Genomic DNA, 14469 nt, shown 5'->3' with positions numbered 1-14469 from the left:
TGCGTTTGTGTGGCCGAATCGGCACGCCGACACCCGCAAGTCGGCGCGGCTTGACTTTCAGTCCATCCCGAATTCGCGGCGCTTGAGATAGAGCTCACCCAGTGTGCCGATGACCTGATTCGAGATGCGGGCATAGTCGCCACCAGCCTGCAATTGCTGCAGCGCCTCTTTTTGTTGATGGGTCATGGCCTGCTGCACCACGCCAGCGGCCACCCGATGAAAAGCGGCGTGCTCGTCGAACAGACGGGTGAACAGTTGGCTGGTGTCGGTACTCAGCGCAGGGCGACTGTCGCGGATGCCGTAGAGCCACTTGCCGAGATCGCAGCGGTTGTCCAGCGCGATCACGGCGGGGTCGAGGGTGTTGCCGGAGCCGCTGACGCAATCGTGCAGCCGTTTTTTCCAAGCCTTGTGCGCATTGGTGGCCGAAAAGAAATTCAGGTCCATCGTGGGGAGGGCTTCGAAGTGGGCGGAAGATCGTGAAATTTAAAGGATAAATTCTGAATTTACAATTATTCGATGCCGCGCGATGCGACTTACGATGCCCGCCATGTCATCGAACCTTCCGGAGGATTTGTGCCGCAAGAACCCAAACATGGACCGCGCTTCTGGCTCGGCAACGGCCTGCTGGCGCTGGCGGCCGTGTTTCTGCTGTTTCTCGATCAGGCCGCGCAATGGCTGGGTACGGGGGCCGTGGCGATCTGGATGGGCTTGGTGGCCATTGGGGTCTATTTCATCGTGAGAGACGGCGGCCGACCCTGAACACACGGGCGCGGCCCCATCGGCCGTCGTCTCGGGTCAACGAAAGAACAGCGCGCTCATCACCAGCCCGATGACCACGATGCTCCAGCGCATCACGTCACGGGGAATGCGCCGTGCGGCGCGCGCGCCCACATAGCCGCCCAGCAGTACGGCGGGCAGCATCACCGCCACCCAGCGCCACTGCACGGTGCCCGCTGCAGCGTAAATGCCCACGGCGAACAGGGTCAGCACGGCGGAGATCGCATTTTTCAGCGCATTCATCCGGTTCAGATGGACTTCGCCGATGAGGGTCAGCAGCGCCAGCAGCAGCACGCCCAGACCGCCGTTGAAGTAGCCGCCGTACACGCTCACCGCGAACAACCCGGCCAGCGCCTGCAGCCGCGGCGCGTGCTGCTCCGGGTGGCGGCCGATCCATCGCAGCAGAACCGGCCCGAAGGCGAACAAGGCCGTGGCGAACAGCAGCAGCCACGGCACCAGCGCCCGAAACGCGTGATTGCTGGTGGTGATCAACAACCCCGCGCCCAGGCCGCCGCCCACCAGGCAGGTGGCCAGAAGCGCCGTCATGCCGACGGCTCGCGGCGGCCCCAGATCCTCGCGGAACCCCCAGGTGCTGGCGAAATAGCCCGGGAGCAGGGCTGTGGTGCCGGTGGCGTTGGCGGCCACGGGCGGAACCCCGGCGTAGATCAGAGCAGGAAGGGTCAGGAAACTGCCGCCACCTGCGGCGGCATTGAGCGCGGCGCCCAGAAAAGCGGCCAATGCGACCAGGGCCAGGGTGAATCCATCGTGGGGCATGAGACTGTCACGCAAAAGGAACAAGCATACGCATAACAGCAGGTTTGCCCGGCGCCGGGCGCGCCGTTTGTAGTCCAATGCCGGTTTCCTTCGGTCACATTTTCAGCCCGCACATGGCCACCAGTCTGCTCGCCCTTCTCGATGACATCACCACCGTGCTGGATGATGTCGCCCTGCTCACCAAGCTATCGGCGAAGAAGACCGCGGGCGTGCTGGGCGACGATCTCGCGCTCAACGCCCAGCAGGTCACCGGCGTGCAGAGCAACCGCGAGATTCCGGTCGTGCTGGCCGTGGCCAAGGGATCGCTGATCAACAAATCCATCCTCGTGCCGCTGGCCCTGGCCATCAGCGCCTTCGCGCCCTGGGCCATCACACCCCTGCTGATGGTGGGTGGCCTGTACCTGTGTTTCGAAGGCGCGGAGAAACTGGCGCACAAATTCTTCCACCGCGGCGCGGAGGATGAGGCGCATCACGACAAGCTGACCGAAGCGTTGATGCACCCCGAGGTGGACCTGCTGGCGCTGGAGCGCGACAAGGTCAAGGGCGCGGTGCGTACCGATTTCGTCCTTTCGGCCGAAATCATCGCCATCACCCTGGGGGCCGTGGCCCAGGCGAGCTTCAGCACCCAGGTGGCCGTGCTCGTGGGCATTTCCGTGCTGATGACGGTCGGGGTCTATGGCCTGGTGGCCGGCATCGTCAAGCTCGACGATGCCGGGCTTTACCTGAGCCGGCAGACTTCGGCGGCGGCGCAGCGGCTCGGGCGCGGCATCCTGGCCTTCGCGCCCTGGCTGATGAAGGGGCTGAGTGTGATTGGCACCGCGGCCATGTTTCTGGTGGGCGGCGGCATCATCGCCCACGGATGGCCCTGGCTGCATCACGCCAGCGGGATGTTGGCGCAACGCGCTGGCGCGACGCTGGGCTGGCTGACGCCGCTGTTGTTCGATGCCGTTACCGGCATCGTTGCGGGCATCGCCGCACTGCTCGTCTGGGAGGCGGCGCAGAAGCTGCGTTCAACGCGCGGTCGTTGAGCGCCTTATGCGGCAAGCATGGCCGCGATCTGATCCTTGAGCTGCAGCCGCTCTTTTTTCAGAGTTTCCAGATAGGCGTCGTCTGTGACGCGCACGCCTTCTTCGATCTGCACCGTTTCCTTGTTGATCTCTTCGTACCGCTCGGCCAGCTTGTGGAAATGCGCGTTGCCGGTCTTCAGGTTGTGAATCTTGTCGGCAAGCGCGGGAAATTCATGGGCGAGATCGTGCGGGTCCAGGGTCATGGAAAGTCCTCTCAAAGCTGTGGTTGAGCCCAAACCATAAGACGATTTGCCCTGGGCCGCCACCGTCTCGCTCAAAGTCGGCATGCTCAGGGCTTGACGGGCAACAAGACCCACATCCGGCCGGGCCACTGCATTCGTCCGGCGAGTTCGCCAGCATGGTCGCCGGTGCCGGTGAACAGATCGGCCCGCACGGTGCCGGTGATGGCCGAGCCCACGTCCTGGGCGAAAACCAGGCGATTGAGCGGCTGCGGCGGGGTGGGGGTGCCGTCATAAGGCTGCGAGGTGGACAGCCATACCGGCAGACCCAGCGCGATGGATCGCTTGTCCACGGCGATGCTGCGCATGGCCGTCAGTGGCACGCCGAGCGCGCCGCTCGGCCCGCGTTGCGGGTCGGTGTCGAGCGCGGCGCTGAAAAACACCACGCGAGGGTTGGAGGCCAGCATCTCGGGCACTTCGTCCGGGTGCACCTGGGCCCAGGCGCGGATGATGGACATGGTGACCGTGCCTTTGACGCGCCCGGTGTCGAGCAGCCATCGCCCCACGGACTTGTAGGGCCAGCCGTTGGTGCCTGCGTAGCTCAGCCGCAGGGTCTGGCCGTCGGGCAGACGCACCAGGCCGGAGCCTTGCACCTGAAGAAACAGAGCATCCACGGCGCTGTCGAGCCAGACCACCGCCTTGCGGTCGAGCACGGCCTGAACCGCCGGATCGGCCTGGATCTGCGCCCGGCTCCAGTAGGGCAAGACGCGCTGCTGACCATCGACCCAGCTCACGCGGCCGCCGCTGATGCCGTCGCCGCCCGGCGCGCGCGGCACCAGGTCTGCAGGCAATCCCCAGACCGGCACGACATAGGGCCAGGCGCGGGTGAGCGAGCCGTGAAGCACCGGCTCGTAGTAGCCGGTGATCAGCCCGGCATCCTTGCCGCCCGGCGCCTGGACCTGCCAGGGCGCGAACTGCGCCTGGATGAAAACCCGCTGTGCTTGCGTGTCGTCCGCCGGCACCGAGGCGGCCCTGGCGCAGACCTTGGCGAGGGCCTCGGGCAATCGCGCCGCGCAATCGCGGCGGAACGCCTGCCAGACGCCGGAGAAGCCGTCTTGCGACCAGCCGGGCAGGTCGCTCCATGATGCAGCCGTCAAGGTCACCCCGGCCCCCGTCAGTGCGGTCGCCGTACCCGGCGGGGTGAGCGGCCAGGCCGGTGCGGGTGTGGCGGCAGGCGGCGCGGCTGCGGTCGGCGGCGCCTGCGGCGTGGCGCACGAGGCCAGCAGCCCGGCCAGGAGGCACAGCAGCACGGCCCGGGCGCCGCGCCCAAGGGCACTGCGGAGCGGCGGGCGTGTCATGCGGATTCTTGGGGCGCGGCGCGGCGCGGCGGCAGGATGAAGGTCCAGGGCCGACGCAGCAACCGGCGCGCGATGCTGGCGTAGATGGCGCGGCGTTCCTTGACCTGGATGCCCCGGGCGCGCAAGGCCAGACGGTAGGCCAGATAGAAACTCACGCCGACGTTGAGCACGCCGTTGACGGCAATGCCCGCCAGTGCCCACCAGAACGCCGGATCGTTCACGACCGCAGGCCCCAGGCTGGCGCAGGCCGCGCCGAACAGGCCCGAGGACAGGGTGACGTGCCGCACCTGAAGATCGATGCCGAAAATACGGAAGAATTCTGGCGTCAGCCCCAGCAACAGGCCGAGCGAGACGTTGCCTGCCATCACGCCGATATTGCGCCGCCACCAGGCGGCCCACCGCGCGGCGCGCTGCGGGCCGAGGCGGCGGCGGATGCGCGGGTTCCAGGCCAGGGCGCTGTCGAGCCGGTGCAAGACAAAGGCGTTTTCTGCCCAACCGGCGATCACGCTGGAGAGGAACAACAGCACCCCGGTCAACGCGGCGAACAGCGGCGTGGGCCCGAGCAGGGACAGTGATTCCAGCTCATGTTCGGCCTTGGGCACGGGCATGAACTGGGGGCCGAACCAGGCCAGGCCGGCCAGGCCGATGAGCAGCGCCACGGGCATGACCAGCAGCACATTGCCGAACACTCCCGCCGACTGCGAGCGCGTGAGGTTGGCGACCTCGTCGACGAATCGCTCCACGCCGCCGGGCTTGGACAGCTCGCCGAGCTTGTCGGCCATGGCGGGCGCCGTCATGGCCGGCTGCTTGGTGGCGATGGTCCAGTGCAGCAATTGCACGATGACAAAGCTCGCGGCGTAGTTCAGTCCGGCGAGCAGGCCGGTCCAGAACAAGGCGGTCTGCAGGCCGAGAATGCCGATCTTGACCCAGGTCGTGAACCCCATGATCAGCCCGCCGCCCATGGCCGCGCCCAGCATGCCTCGGTATTCGCGGCGGTCGCGGGTGATGTAGTGCTCGCCCGACTCGGCGTGGCGCTCGGCCATTTTTTTCGCCAGCAGGGCGGTGTTGTGCCGCCAAAGCGCGCGCAGGCTGCGGCGTTGCGCGTTCAGGCGCGCGAGGGTGGCGAACAGGTGGGCGGTGTCGCGCGCCGGGGTGTCGCCCACGAGGCAGTTCAGCAGCGTCTCGGCGCGATCGATGCGCTGGTGCAGCTGATGCAGCACATAGACCAGGCTGACGGACGTGCCATAGTCTTCCAGGTGGCCGTTGACCGAATCGGCCTGCTGACGACAGGCGCCCAGTCCGGCGCGCAGCAGGGCCAGCGACTGGCGCAGCGTGGCGGGTCCTTCCGGCGTGTCCTGCGTCAACAGCGTCTTCACCCTCTCGTACTGCGCGGCCAGATGCTTGAAGGGGGCCTCGACATCCATTTCCAGCGGACCGTTGCGCTGCATGCGCGAGCGCAGGTCGGGCGAGAAGCCAGTGGCGCGGATCTGGCTGACGGTGTAGGTCAGCGCGTCGAGCAGGGCGGTGCGCCATAGCGATGCGGCGGCAGGCGCATCTTCGGCGTCCTCGGCGACGGCTGGCAACGCGAGCAGGGCGCGCAGCCGGTCCAGTGTGGGGGCGTCCAGCGACTCCAGCCAGGTTGCGTCGTGCGCGTGCGGGAAGAACAGGGAGAACAGAACGGCCAGATCGCGGGTTTCCGGCGATTGGGGCAACCATTTGTTGCCCAGTCGCTCGCTGAATTCGCTGAAGAAAGAGGGGCGCGGGCTGAAGCCGAAATCCGCGAGCAGCAAAGTGGCATCGGTGTGGCGCAACAGGCCGTTGAGGATGGCGGCGATGGCCGCGCGGCGCTCGGGCTGTCCATCGAGCAGGTCGAGCAGCACGTTCAGCCGCTCGATCTCTTCGGGCGCGGGGGCGTCGCCGCGGTCTGGCGGGCCCCCTGTGGGCGCAAGCCTCAACCCTTCGCGCAGCATTGTGGGCGCGGGCCCGTGGCGCAGCCAGTCCAGCGCCTCGATGATCCAAAGCCACTGCTCCACCGGCGGCGACTGGGGGTTGGCCGCGGCCATCAGCGCCAGCAGACCCTCCGCCGCGCGTGCAGCGGCCTTGCGCGATCGTCGCGCCGCAAATCCCATCAGTGCAGGCTCCGCGGCTGAACCAGTGCGAATTCGGGGATGACGGCCTCGAAGCGCTCTCCGTCTTCCGCCACGCAGAAATAGCTGCCGCGCATGCTGCCCATCGGCGTGCTCAATTGCGACCAACTGGTGTATTCGAACGCCTCGCCCGGTTTGAGCAAGGGTTGCTGGCCCACCACGCCCAGGCCGCGGACTTCCTCCACCTTGCCCGAGCCGTCGGTGATGATCCAGTGGCGTGAGATGAGCTGCGCGGTCACGCCGCCAGTGTTGATCACGGTGACGGTGTAGCTGTAGGCGTAGACCCCGTGCTCCGTATCGGACTGCTCCGGGAGATATTGCGGGATGACCGAAACGGAAAATTGGTAGGTAGGCATCGGGCGGATTCTAGGGAGGGAGTTCAACGCTGTGGCGATGCCGCGCGCCTTGCGCCTTGCGCGGGGGGGCGGGCCGCTGGCGGACGGCCGACCTTCAGGGGAATTGCGCACCGTCACGCAAGCGAGGGCAAAACCCCATCGAAAGCGTCGGGTATCCCTCTAAAATGCGCAGCCATGAAAACCTACCGCATCGCCCCCAGCATTCTTTCGGCCGACTTTGCCCGTCTGGGCGAGGAGGTGCGCAACGTCATCGACGCCGGCGCTGATTTCATCCACTTCGACGTGATGGACAACCATTACGTGCCCAATCTCACCATCGGTCCCTTGGTGGCCGAGGCCATCAAGCCCTATTGCAAGAAGGCCGACGGCACGCCCATCACGCTCGATGTGCATCTGATGGTCGAGCCGGTGGATGCCATCGCCCAGTCCTTCGTCAAGGCGGGCGCCAACATCGTCAGCTTCCACCCCGAGGCCAGCAAACATGTGGACCGCACGCTGCAGATGATCCGCGACGGCGGCGCCAAGGCGGGCCTGGTGTTCAATCCCGCCACCCCGCTGGACGTGCTCGACTACGTCATGGACAAGGTCGACCTCGTCCTGCTGATGAGCGTGAACCCCGGCTTCGGTGGCCAGAGTTTCATCGAGAGCAGCCTGCCGAAGGCCAGGCAGGTACGCGCCAAGCTCGACGCCTACAAGGCGCAAAGCGGGCGCGAGATCCTGCTGGAGATCGACGGCGGCATCAAGCCCGACAACATCGCCGCCGCCGCCGCGGCCGGCGTGGACACCTTCGTGGCCGGCAGCGCCATTTTCGGCAAGCCCGACTACAAGGCCGTGATCGACGCCATGCGCGCCAACCTCGCGAAGGTGGCCTGATGGATGCGAGCACAGCCGCGGTGCCTGCCGTGACCCTGGCGGGCCATGCCGTTCAGGCCGCCATCATCGATCTGGATGGCACCATGATCGACACCCTGGGCGATTTTCACGCCGCGCTGTCGCGTCTGATGGACGAACTCGGCCTGCCGGGCGTCAGTCGCGAACAGGTTGAACACCGCATCGGCAAGGGCTCCGAGTATCTCGTGCTGCAGACGCTGCGCATCCACCTCGCGGACGATCAGGCCGAGGCGCTCTACCCGCGCGCCATCGAGGTCTACCAGCGCATCTACGGCACCATCAACGGGCAGTACTCACATCCCTTCCCCGGGGTGCCCGAAGGGTTGGCGGCGTTGAAGGCGGCCGGGCTGCGGCTGGCCTGCATCACCAACAAGCCCACGGTGTATGCCCGCGAACTGCTGGGCATCAAAGGGTTGCTCGACCATTTCGAGGTGGTCAACGGGGGCGATGCCTTCCCGCGCAAAAAGCCCGACCCCATGCCGCTGGTCGAAACCTGCAAGCAGATCGGCTTGCCCACGGCCGTGGTGCTGATGATCGGAGACTCCCAGAACGACGCACTCGCGGCCCGCGCTGCGGGCTGCCCGGTAGCGCTGGTGACCTATGGCTACAACCACGGCGAACCGGTGCGCGCGGTCGATGCCGACGGCTTTGCCGACCGCATCGGCGATCTGCTTCCCGCCTGAGTCGAAGCAGACCGAAAAAAAGGCGCCCGGTCCGGGCGCCTTTTTTCTGTGCGGCTGCTTCGCGATCAGCTGATGTTCTGCTTCTGGATCGCGGTGCTCGATACCACGCCGGGCGGCAGCATGCGCAGCATGGCCTGATACAGCTCGGCATTGCCCGTGCCCGGGATGATGTGTGCGCCTGGGCCCATCAGCACGATGCCGTTGGAGGGCTCGAACAGCAGTTCGACGGTCTCACCCTTGGGGATCTGCTTCACGCTGGCGAGCTGCTTGGCGAAGGCATCCATGGCGGGCTTGAACGAGGCGTACTGCGCCGAGGACACGCCCTTCTTGACGCCGGTATCCAGCGCTTTGGCCAGTGCGTCGGCCGACATATTGGCCAAAGCCGTCAGGCGGATCGACTTGGCGCCCGGCATGGTCATGATGCTGCTGGCCGAGGTGCTGTTCTGCGGCAGATACACCGCGGCGGCCATCTTGCCGCCCAGATTGACCACGCCGGCGCCGTTGATCAGCAGCGGCACGCCGTTGGCTGGGGCGGTTTGCATGAGGGGCATGCCGTCGACTTTGACGGCGGCTTGGGCACTGGCAGCACTGAAGGTGGCGGCCAGCGCAATGGCGGTCGCGGCCCAGACTTGTTTCATTGGTGACTCCTCGGGTGGTCGAATATCAGCGAAATCTTATTTTAGGAACCCGGTCTTTGCGTGTCCGGGTTTTCACCGAAACGCCGTGTTTGAGTGGTCACCAAACATGACGGTGCGCAAGCCTCGGTGCCCGAAGGGCTCACTTGCCATCGGCGGCATGGCCCAGCAGCGCCTGCTTGAGACGGTCTTCGGCAGGATCTTTGCCCAGCCAGATCTTCAACATGGAGTTGAAAAACTGGGGCTCGGTGAACTGGCCTCCCGATGGCATGCCGTCGATGGCGATCGTGCTTCCCTTGCCGGGAATCTCCTGAATGGTGACCGTTTCGCCAGTCTTGATCTGATTTTTCTGCGCGAACAGGCCGCCCAACTGCACCAGGCTGGGGATGAAGGCGCTGAACTCCTGGGGGCTCAGATTGTTCTTGATGCCTTCATTGAGTTTGTCGCCGAGCTCCTTGCCGCTGACATCGCGCAGCATGGTGAGCTTCAGTTCCTTGGGCCCGGCCATGGTGTAGATCGCCTGCGGCTGCGTGCTCTTCTGGGGCAGATACAGGGCAGCGGTGTAGACCTTGAACAAGAAGACATAGCGGGTCCCCGCGCCGTTGAGTGTCAGCGTCTTGCCGCCGACCTCCACCTGGGGCGGAATGTCCACCCCGTGCAGGGTCAGTGCCTGGGCGCTCGGTGTGGCGAGCCCTGCGGTCAGCGAAGCGAGCAGGGCGGCGGTGGCCCCGAGTTTGCGCAGCGAGGGTTTGGCGGGGTGATCCATGTCGTCTCCTGTAAGCGAACGGTCGTTCATTTTTCGCAAAACGCCGCGCTTTGACAAGTGAATTCATGGCATGGGGCGATTAAGATGCTTCAGTCTCGACCCATCAAGGAGATCTCGTGCCCAAGGCCTTTCAGGACTGCTACCCGGATCCGCTCGCGCACTGCTACGGCTGCGGCCGTCTCAACGCGCAAGGCCATCAGATCAAGACGGTCTGGGATGGCGACGAGACGGTGACGCGGTTCACGCCCCAGCCTTATCACACCGCCATTCCGGGGTTCGTCTATGGCGGCCTGATCGCGTCCCTGATCGATTGCCACAGCACCGGCACGGCGGCCGCGGCGATGTACCGGTCCGAAGGTCGGGCGATGGACTCGCAGCCGCCATTCCGCTTCGTCACGGGCGCGCTGCATGTCGACTATCTCAAGCCGACCCGCCTGGGCGGCGAGCTGGAAATCCGCGGTCGCGTCAAGGAAATCAAGGGGCGCAAGGTCGTGGTGACGTCCATCGTGTTGGCGGATGGCGTGGCGACGGCTCGCGGCGAGGTGGTTGCGGTGCAGATGCCAGACGGTTTCGGCGCCTGAAGGGTCGGTGGGTGATTGGCGGGGTTGGGTTCCGGGAATTTGCTACATTCGCTCACTCGCATTCCTCTGCACGGCTCACACTTTCATGTTCATCCATCGGCGACACGCATCGGGTTCAGGAGACCGGGGGGCTTGGCCCTGGCGGTCCTGCGTGATCGTGTCCGCCGCCGCGCTCTGAGACGGCACGCGTGCTGCGCCTCTCGTTGCGCAAGCTTCGCCTGCCTCCTCAGGCAGCGCCCCCGTGATGACCGCCGCCCGCGTATGCCGGGCAGCCGACCCTCGAGATGAACATGACTGAACTCGAATTCAAGGAACTGGCCCGCCAGGGCTACAACCGCATTGCGCTCGTATCCGAAGCGCTGGCGGATCTGGAAACACCGCTCTCGCTCTACCTCAAACTGGGGCATGGCACCGACGGTGGCCGCAACACCTTTCTGCTCGAATCCGTGGTCGGAGGCGAGCGTTTCGGCCGCTACTCCTTCATCGGCCTGGCCGCGCGCACCCAGGTGCGGGTGAAGAACGGCCTCACCGAAGTGCTGCGAGACGGCGCCGTGGTGGAAACCTCGGATCAGCCGCCGCTGGATTTCATCGAGGCGTTCCACGCGCGATTCAAAGTGGCGCTGCCCGCCGGGATGCCCCGTTTCTGTGGCGGCCTGGCGGGGTATTTCGGCTATGACGCCGTGCGCTACATCGAGCCGCGCCTGATGGCGTCGGCCGCCAAGCATCCCAAGCCGGATCCGCTGGGCATGCCCGACATCCTGCTGATGCTGTGCGAGGAACTGGCGGTCATCGACAATCTGTCGGGGCGGCTGTATCTCATCGTCTACGCCGACCCGGCCCAGCCCGAGGCCTATACCAAGGCCCGCTCGCGGCTGCGCGGCCTGCGCGAGCAGTTGCGCTATTCGGTGTCGGCGCCGCCCATGCAGCGCAGCAGCGTGACGCCGATCGAGCGCGAGTTCGACAAGGTCGACTATCTGAAAGCGGTCGAGCAGGCGAAGGACTACATCGCCGCGGGCGACTTCATGCAGGTGCAGGTGGGGCAGCGGCTGCGCAAGCGGTACAGCGATTCACCGCTCTCGCTCTACCGCGCGCTGCGCTCGCTGAACCCGTCGCCCTACATGATTTACTTCAACTTCGGCGATTTTCAGATTGCGGCCTCGTCGCCCGAAATCCTGGTCCGCGAAGAGGCGGTGCCTGAGGGGCGCAAGGTCACCATCCGCCCTCTGGCGGGAACGCGTCCGCGTGGGGCCACGCCCGAGGCCGATCAGCGCAACGAGGTCGAGCTGCTGGCCGATCCGAAAGAGCGCGCCGAGCATCTGATGCTCATCGACCTGGCTCGCAATGATCTGGGCCGCATCGCGCAGACGGGCAGCGTCAAGGTGACCGAGGCGTTTGCCGTCGAGCGCTATTCGCATGTGATGCACATCGTGAGCAATGTCGAGGGCATGCTGCAGCCGGACCATTCCGCCATGGATGTGCTGCGCGCCACCTTTCCGGCGGGCACGCTGTCGGGCGCACCCAAGATCCGGGCGATGGAGGTCATCGACGAACTCGAGCCCACGCGGCGCGGGCTGTACGGCGGGGCGATGGGCTACTGGAGTTTTGCCGGCGACATGGATCTGGCGATCGCCATCCGCACGGGCATCGTCAAGGACAACTGGCTGTACGTGCAGGCGGCCGCCGGGGTCGTGGCCGACTCCGTGCCCGAGATGGAATGGCGGGAAACCGAGGCCAAGGCGCGTGCCGTACTGCGCGCCGCCGAACAGGTGCAGGAAGGGCTGGACGGCTGAACGCCGCCCCGCCGCCTCTCGCTAGACCCACGGAGTCCACCATGCTGCTGATGATCGACAACTACGACAGTTTTACCTACAACCTGGTGCAATATCTCGGCGAACTCGGCCAGGACGTGCACACCGTGCGCAACGATGAGCTCGATCTCGAAGCCATCGCGGCGCTGAATCCCGAACGCATCGTCATTTCTCCCGGGCCATGCTCGCCCAGCGAGGCGGGCATCTCCGTGCCGGTGCTGCAGTACTTCGCCGGACGACTGCCGATTCTGGGCGTCTGTCTGGGCCATCAGGCCATCGGTGCGGCTTTCGGCGGCAAGATCGTGCGGGCCCAGAAAATCATGCACGGCAAGACCAGCCCCATCACCCACGATGGCCGTGGCGTTTTCGCCGATTTGCCCAGCCCTTACACCGTGGTGCGCTATCACTCGCTGGCGATCGAGCGCGACAGTCTGCCCGCCGCGCTGGACATCACGGCGCAGACCGAGGATGGGGAAATCATGGGAGTGCGCCATCGCCATTTCGCCATCGAGGGCGTGCAGTTCCATCCGGAGTCCATCGAGACCGAGCATGGGCACCGGCTGCTGCAGAATTTTCTGGCGTTGAAGGAGGGCCACTTCCATGACCATCAGTAATCACGAGGCGCTGGTTCGAGTCATCGATCACCGCGAGATCTTTCACGATGAAATGATCGCGCTGATGCGACGCATCATGACCGGCGAGATGCCGCCGGTCATGATGGCGGCGCTCATCACCGGGCTGAGGGTGAAGAAGGAAACCATCGGCGAAATCACCGCCGCCGCGATGGTGATGCGCGAATTCGCCACGCCGGTCGATGTGGCGGACAAGAAGCGGCTGGTCGACATTGTCGGCACGGGTGGCGATTCGGCCCGAACCTTCAATATCTCCACGGCGAGCATGTTCGTCGCCGCGGCCGCCGGGGCGCAGGTGGCCAAGCATGGGGGGCGCAGCGTGAGCTCTTCGTCCGGCTCGGCCGATGCGCTCGATGCGCTGGGCGCCAATATCCAGCTCACGCCGCCGCAGGTGGCGCAAAGTCTGGCCGAATGCGGTATCGGCTTCATGTTCGCGCCCAATCACCATCCGGCGATGAAGCACGCGGCGCCCGTGCGCAAGGAACTGGGGGTACGCACCCTGTTCAACATCCTCGGGCCGTTGACCAATCCGGCCGGGGCTCCCAACCAGTTGCTCGGCGTGTTCCATCCCGATCTGGTGGGCATTCTGGTTCGCGTCTTGCAGCGTCTGGGCAGCGAGCATGCCGTGGTGGTTCATGGGCTGGATGGTCTCGATGAGGTGTCGTTGTCGGGCGAGACGCTGATTGGCGAACTCAAAAATGGCCAGATCAGCGAATACGCCATTCACCCCGGCGATCTTGGATTGAAGTCCGCGCCTTTGGAGGCGCTGCGCGTGGAAGGGCCGGCGCAGTCCATCGAACTCGTGCATGAGGCGCTCAATGATGTGGACGGCGCGCCCCGCGACATCGTGGCGCTCAACGCCGGCGTGGCGCTCTACGCCGCCAATGTCGCTCCGGCGCTGATCGATGGTGTGCAGATGGCCCGCGAGGCCATTTCCAGCGGTGCGGCCAGAGACAAGATGCAGGCTTTCATTCGTGTGACGCGCGCCATGCGTGCGCCGGAGGTGGCATGAGCGACATCTTGCAGCGCATTCTGGTGACCAAGGCTGAAGAGGTTGCGGCAGCCCGTTCGCGAGTGCCCTTGTCCGCCCTGCGCGAGCAGGCTGCGGCCCGTTCCGCCTCGCGCGGCTTTGCGGCCGCCCTGAAGGCCAAGGTCGCGGCCGGCGGGCCTGCCGTCATCGCCGAAGTCAAGAAAGCGAGTCCGTCGCGCGGCATCCTCCGTGCCAACTTCGATCCGGCCGCCATTGCCCGCAGTTACGCGGCCGGGGGCGCCACCTGCCTTTCGGTGCTGACCGATGCCAAGTACTTTCAGGGGGATGCCGCCTATCTGCAGCAGGCGCGGGCCGCCTGCGACCTGCCGGTCCTGCGCAAGGACTTCATGGTCGATGCCTACCAGATCGCCGAAGCGGCTGCGATGCAGGCCGACTGCGTGCTGCTGATCGCCGCCGCGTTGCCGAGGGCGCAGCTGATCGATCTGGAGGCCGAGGCGATGAGCTACGGTCTCGATGTGCTGGTCGAAGTGCATAACGTGGCCGAGCTGGAGTCGGCCCTGGCGTTGCGCACGCCTTTGGTGGGCATCAACAACCGCGATTTGCGCACTTTCGATACCCGGCTCGAAACCACGCTGGATCTGCTCCCGCGCATCCCGCCTGATCGCCTCGTTGTGACGGAGAGCGGCATTCTTGCGCAAGAGGACGTCGGGCGCATGCGCGCGGCCGGCGTTCAGGCTTTTCTCGTCGGCGAAGCCTTCATGCGCGCTGACGACCCCGGCCTGGCGTTGCAGGCCCTCTTTGGGTGATCGGGTATAAAGTCCTGG

The 14469-nt window shown here is 65.7% G+C and carries 17 protein-coding genes; 9 read left to right on the top strand and 8 right to left on the bottom strand.

Going from position 1 to position 14469, the window contains the following annotated elements; genetic code table 11:
* Window positions 1–57 precede the first annotated feature (57 nt).
* A complete protein-coding gene (locus BVH73_RS07875) occupies window positions 58–444 on the bottom strand; it encodes a CZB domain-containing protein (RefSeq protein ID WP_079417594.1) in 387 nt (128 codons plus the stop codon).
* A gap of 72 nt (window positions 445–516) precedes the next feature.
* Here BVH73_RS07875 and BVH73_RS07870 point away from each other — a divergent pair, with 72 nt between their 5' ends.
* Window positions 517–759, top strand: coding sequence for a hypothetical protein (locus tag BVH73_RS07870; protein ID WP_245800290.1), 243 nt, complete (start codon window positions 517–519; stop codon window positions 757–759).
* A gap of 36 nt (window positions 760–795) precedes the next feature.
* On the opposite strand, the gene BVH73_RS07865 is transcribed toward BVH73_RS07870, so the two are convergent.
* Window positions 796–1551: a sulfite exporter TauE/SafE family protein gene (locus BVH73_RS07865; protein WP_079417592.1), complete on the bottom strand. Its 756-nt coding sequence runs from the start codon at window positions 1549–1551 to the stop codon at window positions 796–798.
* 113 nt (window positions 1552–1664) lie between these two features.
* On the opposite strand from BVH73_RS07865, the gene BVH73_RS07860 reads away from it, so the two are divergent.
* Window positions 1665–2579 (top strand): DUF808 domain-containing protein, encoded by a 915-nt coding sequence (locus tag BVH73_RS07860; protein WP_079420439.1) that lies wholly within the window; start codon window positions 1665–1667, stop codon window positions 2577–2579.
* 5 nt (window positions 2580–2584) lie between these two features.
* Here BVH73_RS07860 and BVH73_RS07855 read toward each other — a convergent pair whose 3' ends face one another.
* From BVH73_RS07855 to apaG, 4 genes are all read right to left on the bottom strand, one after another.
* Window positions 2585–2821, bottom strand: a complete 237-nt coding sequence (locus BVH73_RS07855) for an HP1242/YdcH family protein (protein WP_079417590.1) — start codon at window positions 2819–2821, stop codon at window positions 2585–2587.
* A gap of 86 nt (window positions 2822–2907) precedes the next feature.
* On the bottom strand, window positions 2908–4155 hold the full coding sequence (gene mltA, locus BVH73_RS07850; RefSeq protein ID WP_079417588.1) for a murein transglycosylase A: 1248 nt from the start codon (window positions 4153–4155) through the stop codon (window positions 2908–2910).
* Entirely contained in the window at window positions 4152–6284 is a 2133-nt protein-coding gene (locus BVH73_RS07845) for a site-specific recombinase (RefSeq protein WP_079417586.1), read from the bottom strand. Before BVH73_RS07845 ends, mltA begins: the two co-directional genes overlap by 4 nt.
* Window positions 6284–6658, bottom strand: a complete 375-nt coding sequence (apaG, locus tag BVH73_RS07840; protein WP_079417584.1) for a Co2+/Mg2+ efflux protein ApaG — start codon at window positions 6656–6658, stop codon at window positions 6284–6286. Before apaG ends, BVH73_RS07845 begins: the two co-directional genes overlap by 1 nt.
* Before the next feature lie 174 nt (window positions 6659–6832).
* Between apaG and rpe the strand changes: the two genes are divergently transcribed.
* Both rpe and gph read left to right on the top strand, forming a co-directional pair.
* On the top strand, window positions 6833–7531 hold the full coding sequence (gene rpe, locus BVH73_RS07835) for a ribulose-phosphate 3-epimerase (protein WP_079417582.1): 699 nt from the start codon (window positions 6833–6835) through the stop codon (window positions 7529–7531).
* Window positions 7531–8232: a phosphoglycolate phosphatase gene (gene gph, locus BVH73_RS07830; protein ID WP_079417580.1), complete on the top strand. Its 702-nt coding sequence runs from the start codon at window positions 7531–7533 to the stop codon at window positions 8230–8232. Before rpe ends, gph begins: the two co-directional genes overlap by 1 nt.
* A 65-nt stretch (window positions 8233–8297) precedes the next feature.
* Here gph and BVH73_RS07825 read toward each other — a convergent pair whose 3' ends face one another.
* Window positions 8298–8870: a chalcone isomerase family protein gene (locus tag BVH73_RS07825; RefSeq protein ID WP_079417578.1), complete on the bottom strand. Its 573-nt coding sequence runs from the start codon at window positions 8868–8870 to the stop codon at window positions 8298–8300.
* Between the two features lie 139 nt (window positions 8871–9009).
* The gene (locus tag BVH73_RS07820) at window positions 9010–9633 is read right to left on the bottom strand and encodes a chalcone isomerase family protein (protein ID WP_079417576.1); all 624 of its coding nucleotides are present in this window, start codon (window positions 9631–9633) and stop codon (window positions 9010–9012) included.
* A 116-nt stretch (window positions 9634–9749) separates the two neighbouring features.
* On the opposite strand from BVH73_RS07820, the gene BVH73_RS07815 reads away from it, so the two are divergent.
* The 5 genes from BVH73_RS07815 to trpC all read left to right on the top strand — a co-directional run bounded on the left by BVH73_RS07815 (window position 9750) and on the right by trpC (window position 14451).
* Window positions 9750–10214, top strand: a complete 465-nt coding sequence (locus tag BVH73_RS07815; RefSeq protein ID WP_079417574.1) for a PaaI family thioesterase — start codon at window positions 9750–9752, stop codon at window positions 10212–10214.
* 290 nt (window positions 10215–10504) lie between these two features.
* Entirely contained in the window at window positions 10505–12004 is a 1500-nt protein-coding gene (gene trpE / locus BVH73_RS07810; protein WP_079420437.1) for an anthranilate synthase component I, read from the top strand.
* A 41-nt stretch (window positions 12005–12045) separates the two neighbouring features.
* Window positions 12046–12636 carry an anthranilate synthase component II gene (locus tag BVH73_RS07805; protein ID WP_079417572.1) on the top strand — a complete coding sequence of 197 codons (591 nt, stop codon included), beginning with the start codon at window positions 12046–12048 and terminating at the stop codon, window positions 12634–12636.
* Window positions 12623–13666 carry an anthranilate phosphoribosyltransferase gene (trpD, locus tag BVH73_RS07800; RefSeq protein WP_079417570.1) on the top strand — a complete coding sequence of 348 codons (1044 nt, stop codon included), beginning with the start codon at window positions 12623–12625 and terminating at the stop codon, window positions 13664–13666. Before BVH73_RS07805 ends, trpD begins: the two co-directional genes overlap by 14 nt.
* On the top strand, window positions 13663–14451 hold the full coding sequence (gene trpC / locus BVH73_RS07795; RefSeq protein ID WP_079417568.1) for an indole-3-glycerol phosphate synthase TrpC: 789 nt from the start codon (window positions 13663–13665) through the stop codon (window positions 14449–14451). Before trpD ends, trpC begins: the two co-directional genes overlap by 4 nt.
* The last annotated feature ends 18 nt before the right edge of the window (window positions 14452–14469 follow it).

Source organism: Thiomonas intermedia (assembly GCF_002028405.1).
GTDB classification, from domain to species: Bacteria; Pseudomonadota; Gammaproteobacteria; order Burkholderiales; family Burkholderiaceae_C; genus Thiomonas; species Thiomonas intermedia.
Note: the sequence above shows the minus strand (reverse complement) of the source record. Positions and strands in the feature narration are given on the sequence as shown.

Excerpts from the sequence above, each read along its gene's own strand:
- BVH73_RS07875 (WP_079417594.1), bottom strand. The coding sequence starts at position 444 with ATGGACCTGAATTTCTTTTCGGCCACCAATGCGCACAAGGCTTGGAAA.
- BVH73_RS07870 (WP_245800290.1), top strand. The coding sequence starts at position 517 with ATGCCGCGCGATGCGACTTACGATGCCCGCCATGTCATCGAACCTTCC.
- BVH73_RS07865 (WP_079417592.1), bottom strand. The coding sequence starts at position 1,551 with ATGCCCCACGATGGATTCACCCTGGCCCTGGTCGCATTGGCCGCTTTT.
- BVH73_RS07860 (WP_079420439.1), top strand. The coding sequence starts at position 1,665 with ATGGCCACCAGTCTGCTCGCCCTTCTCGATGACATCACCACCGTGCTG.
- BVH73_RS07855 (WP_079417590.1), bottom strand. The coding sequence starts at position 2,821 with ATGACCCTGGACCCGCACGATCTCGCCCATGAATTTCCCGCGCTTGCC.
- mltA (WP_079417588.1), bottom strand. The coding sequence starts at position 4,155 with ATGACACGCCCGCCGCTCCGCAGTGCCCTTGGGCGCGGCGCCCGGGCC.
- BVH73_RS07845 (WP_079417586.1), bottom strand. The coding sequence starts at position 6,284 with ATGGGATTTGCGGCGCGACGATCGCGCAAGGCCGCTGCACGCGCGGCG.
- apaG (WP_079417584.1), bottom strand. The coding sequence starts at position 6,658 with ATGCCTACCTACCAATTTTCCGTTTCGGTCATCCCGCAATATCTCCCG.
- rpe (WP_079417582.1), top strand. The coding sequence starts at position 6,833 with ATGAAAACCTACCGCATCGCCCCCAGCATTCTTTCGGCCGACTTTGCC.
- gph (WP_079417580.1), top strand. The coding sequence starts at position 7,531 with ATGGATGCGAGCACAGCCGCGGTGCCTGCCGTGACCCTGGCGGGCCAT.
- BVH73_RS07825 (WP_079417578.1), bottom strand. The coding sequence starts at position 8,870 with ATGAAACAAGTCTGGGCCGCGACCGCCATTGCGCTGGCCGCCACCTTC.
- BVH73_RS07820 (WP_079417576.1), bottom strand. The coding sequence starts at position 9,633 with ATGGATCACCCCGCCAAACCCTCGCTGCGCAAACTCGGGGCCACCGCC.
- trpE (WP_079420437.1), top strand. The coding sequence starts at position 10,505 with ATGACTGAACTCGAATTCAAGGAACTGGCCCGCCAGGGCTACAACCGC.
- BVH73_RS07805 (WP_079417572.1), top strand. The coding sequence starts at position 12,046 with ATGCTGCTGATGATCGACAACTACGACAGTTTTACCTACAACCTGGTG.
- trpD (WP_079417570.1), top strand. The coding sequence starts at position 12,623 with ATGACCATCAGTAATCACGAGGCGCTGGTTCGAGTCATCGATCACCGC.
- trpC (WP_079417568.1), top strand. The coding sequence starts at position 13,663 with ATGAGCGACATCTTGCAGCGCATTCTGGTGACCAAGGCTGAAGAGGTT.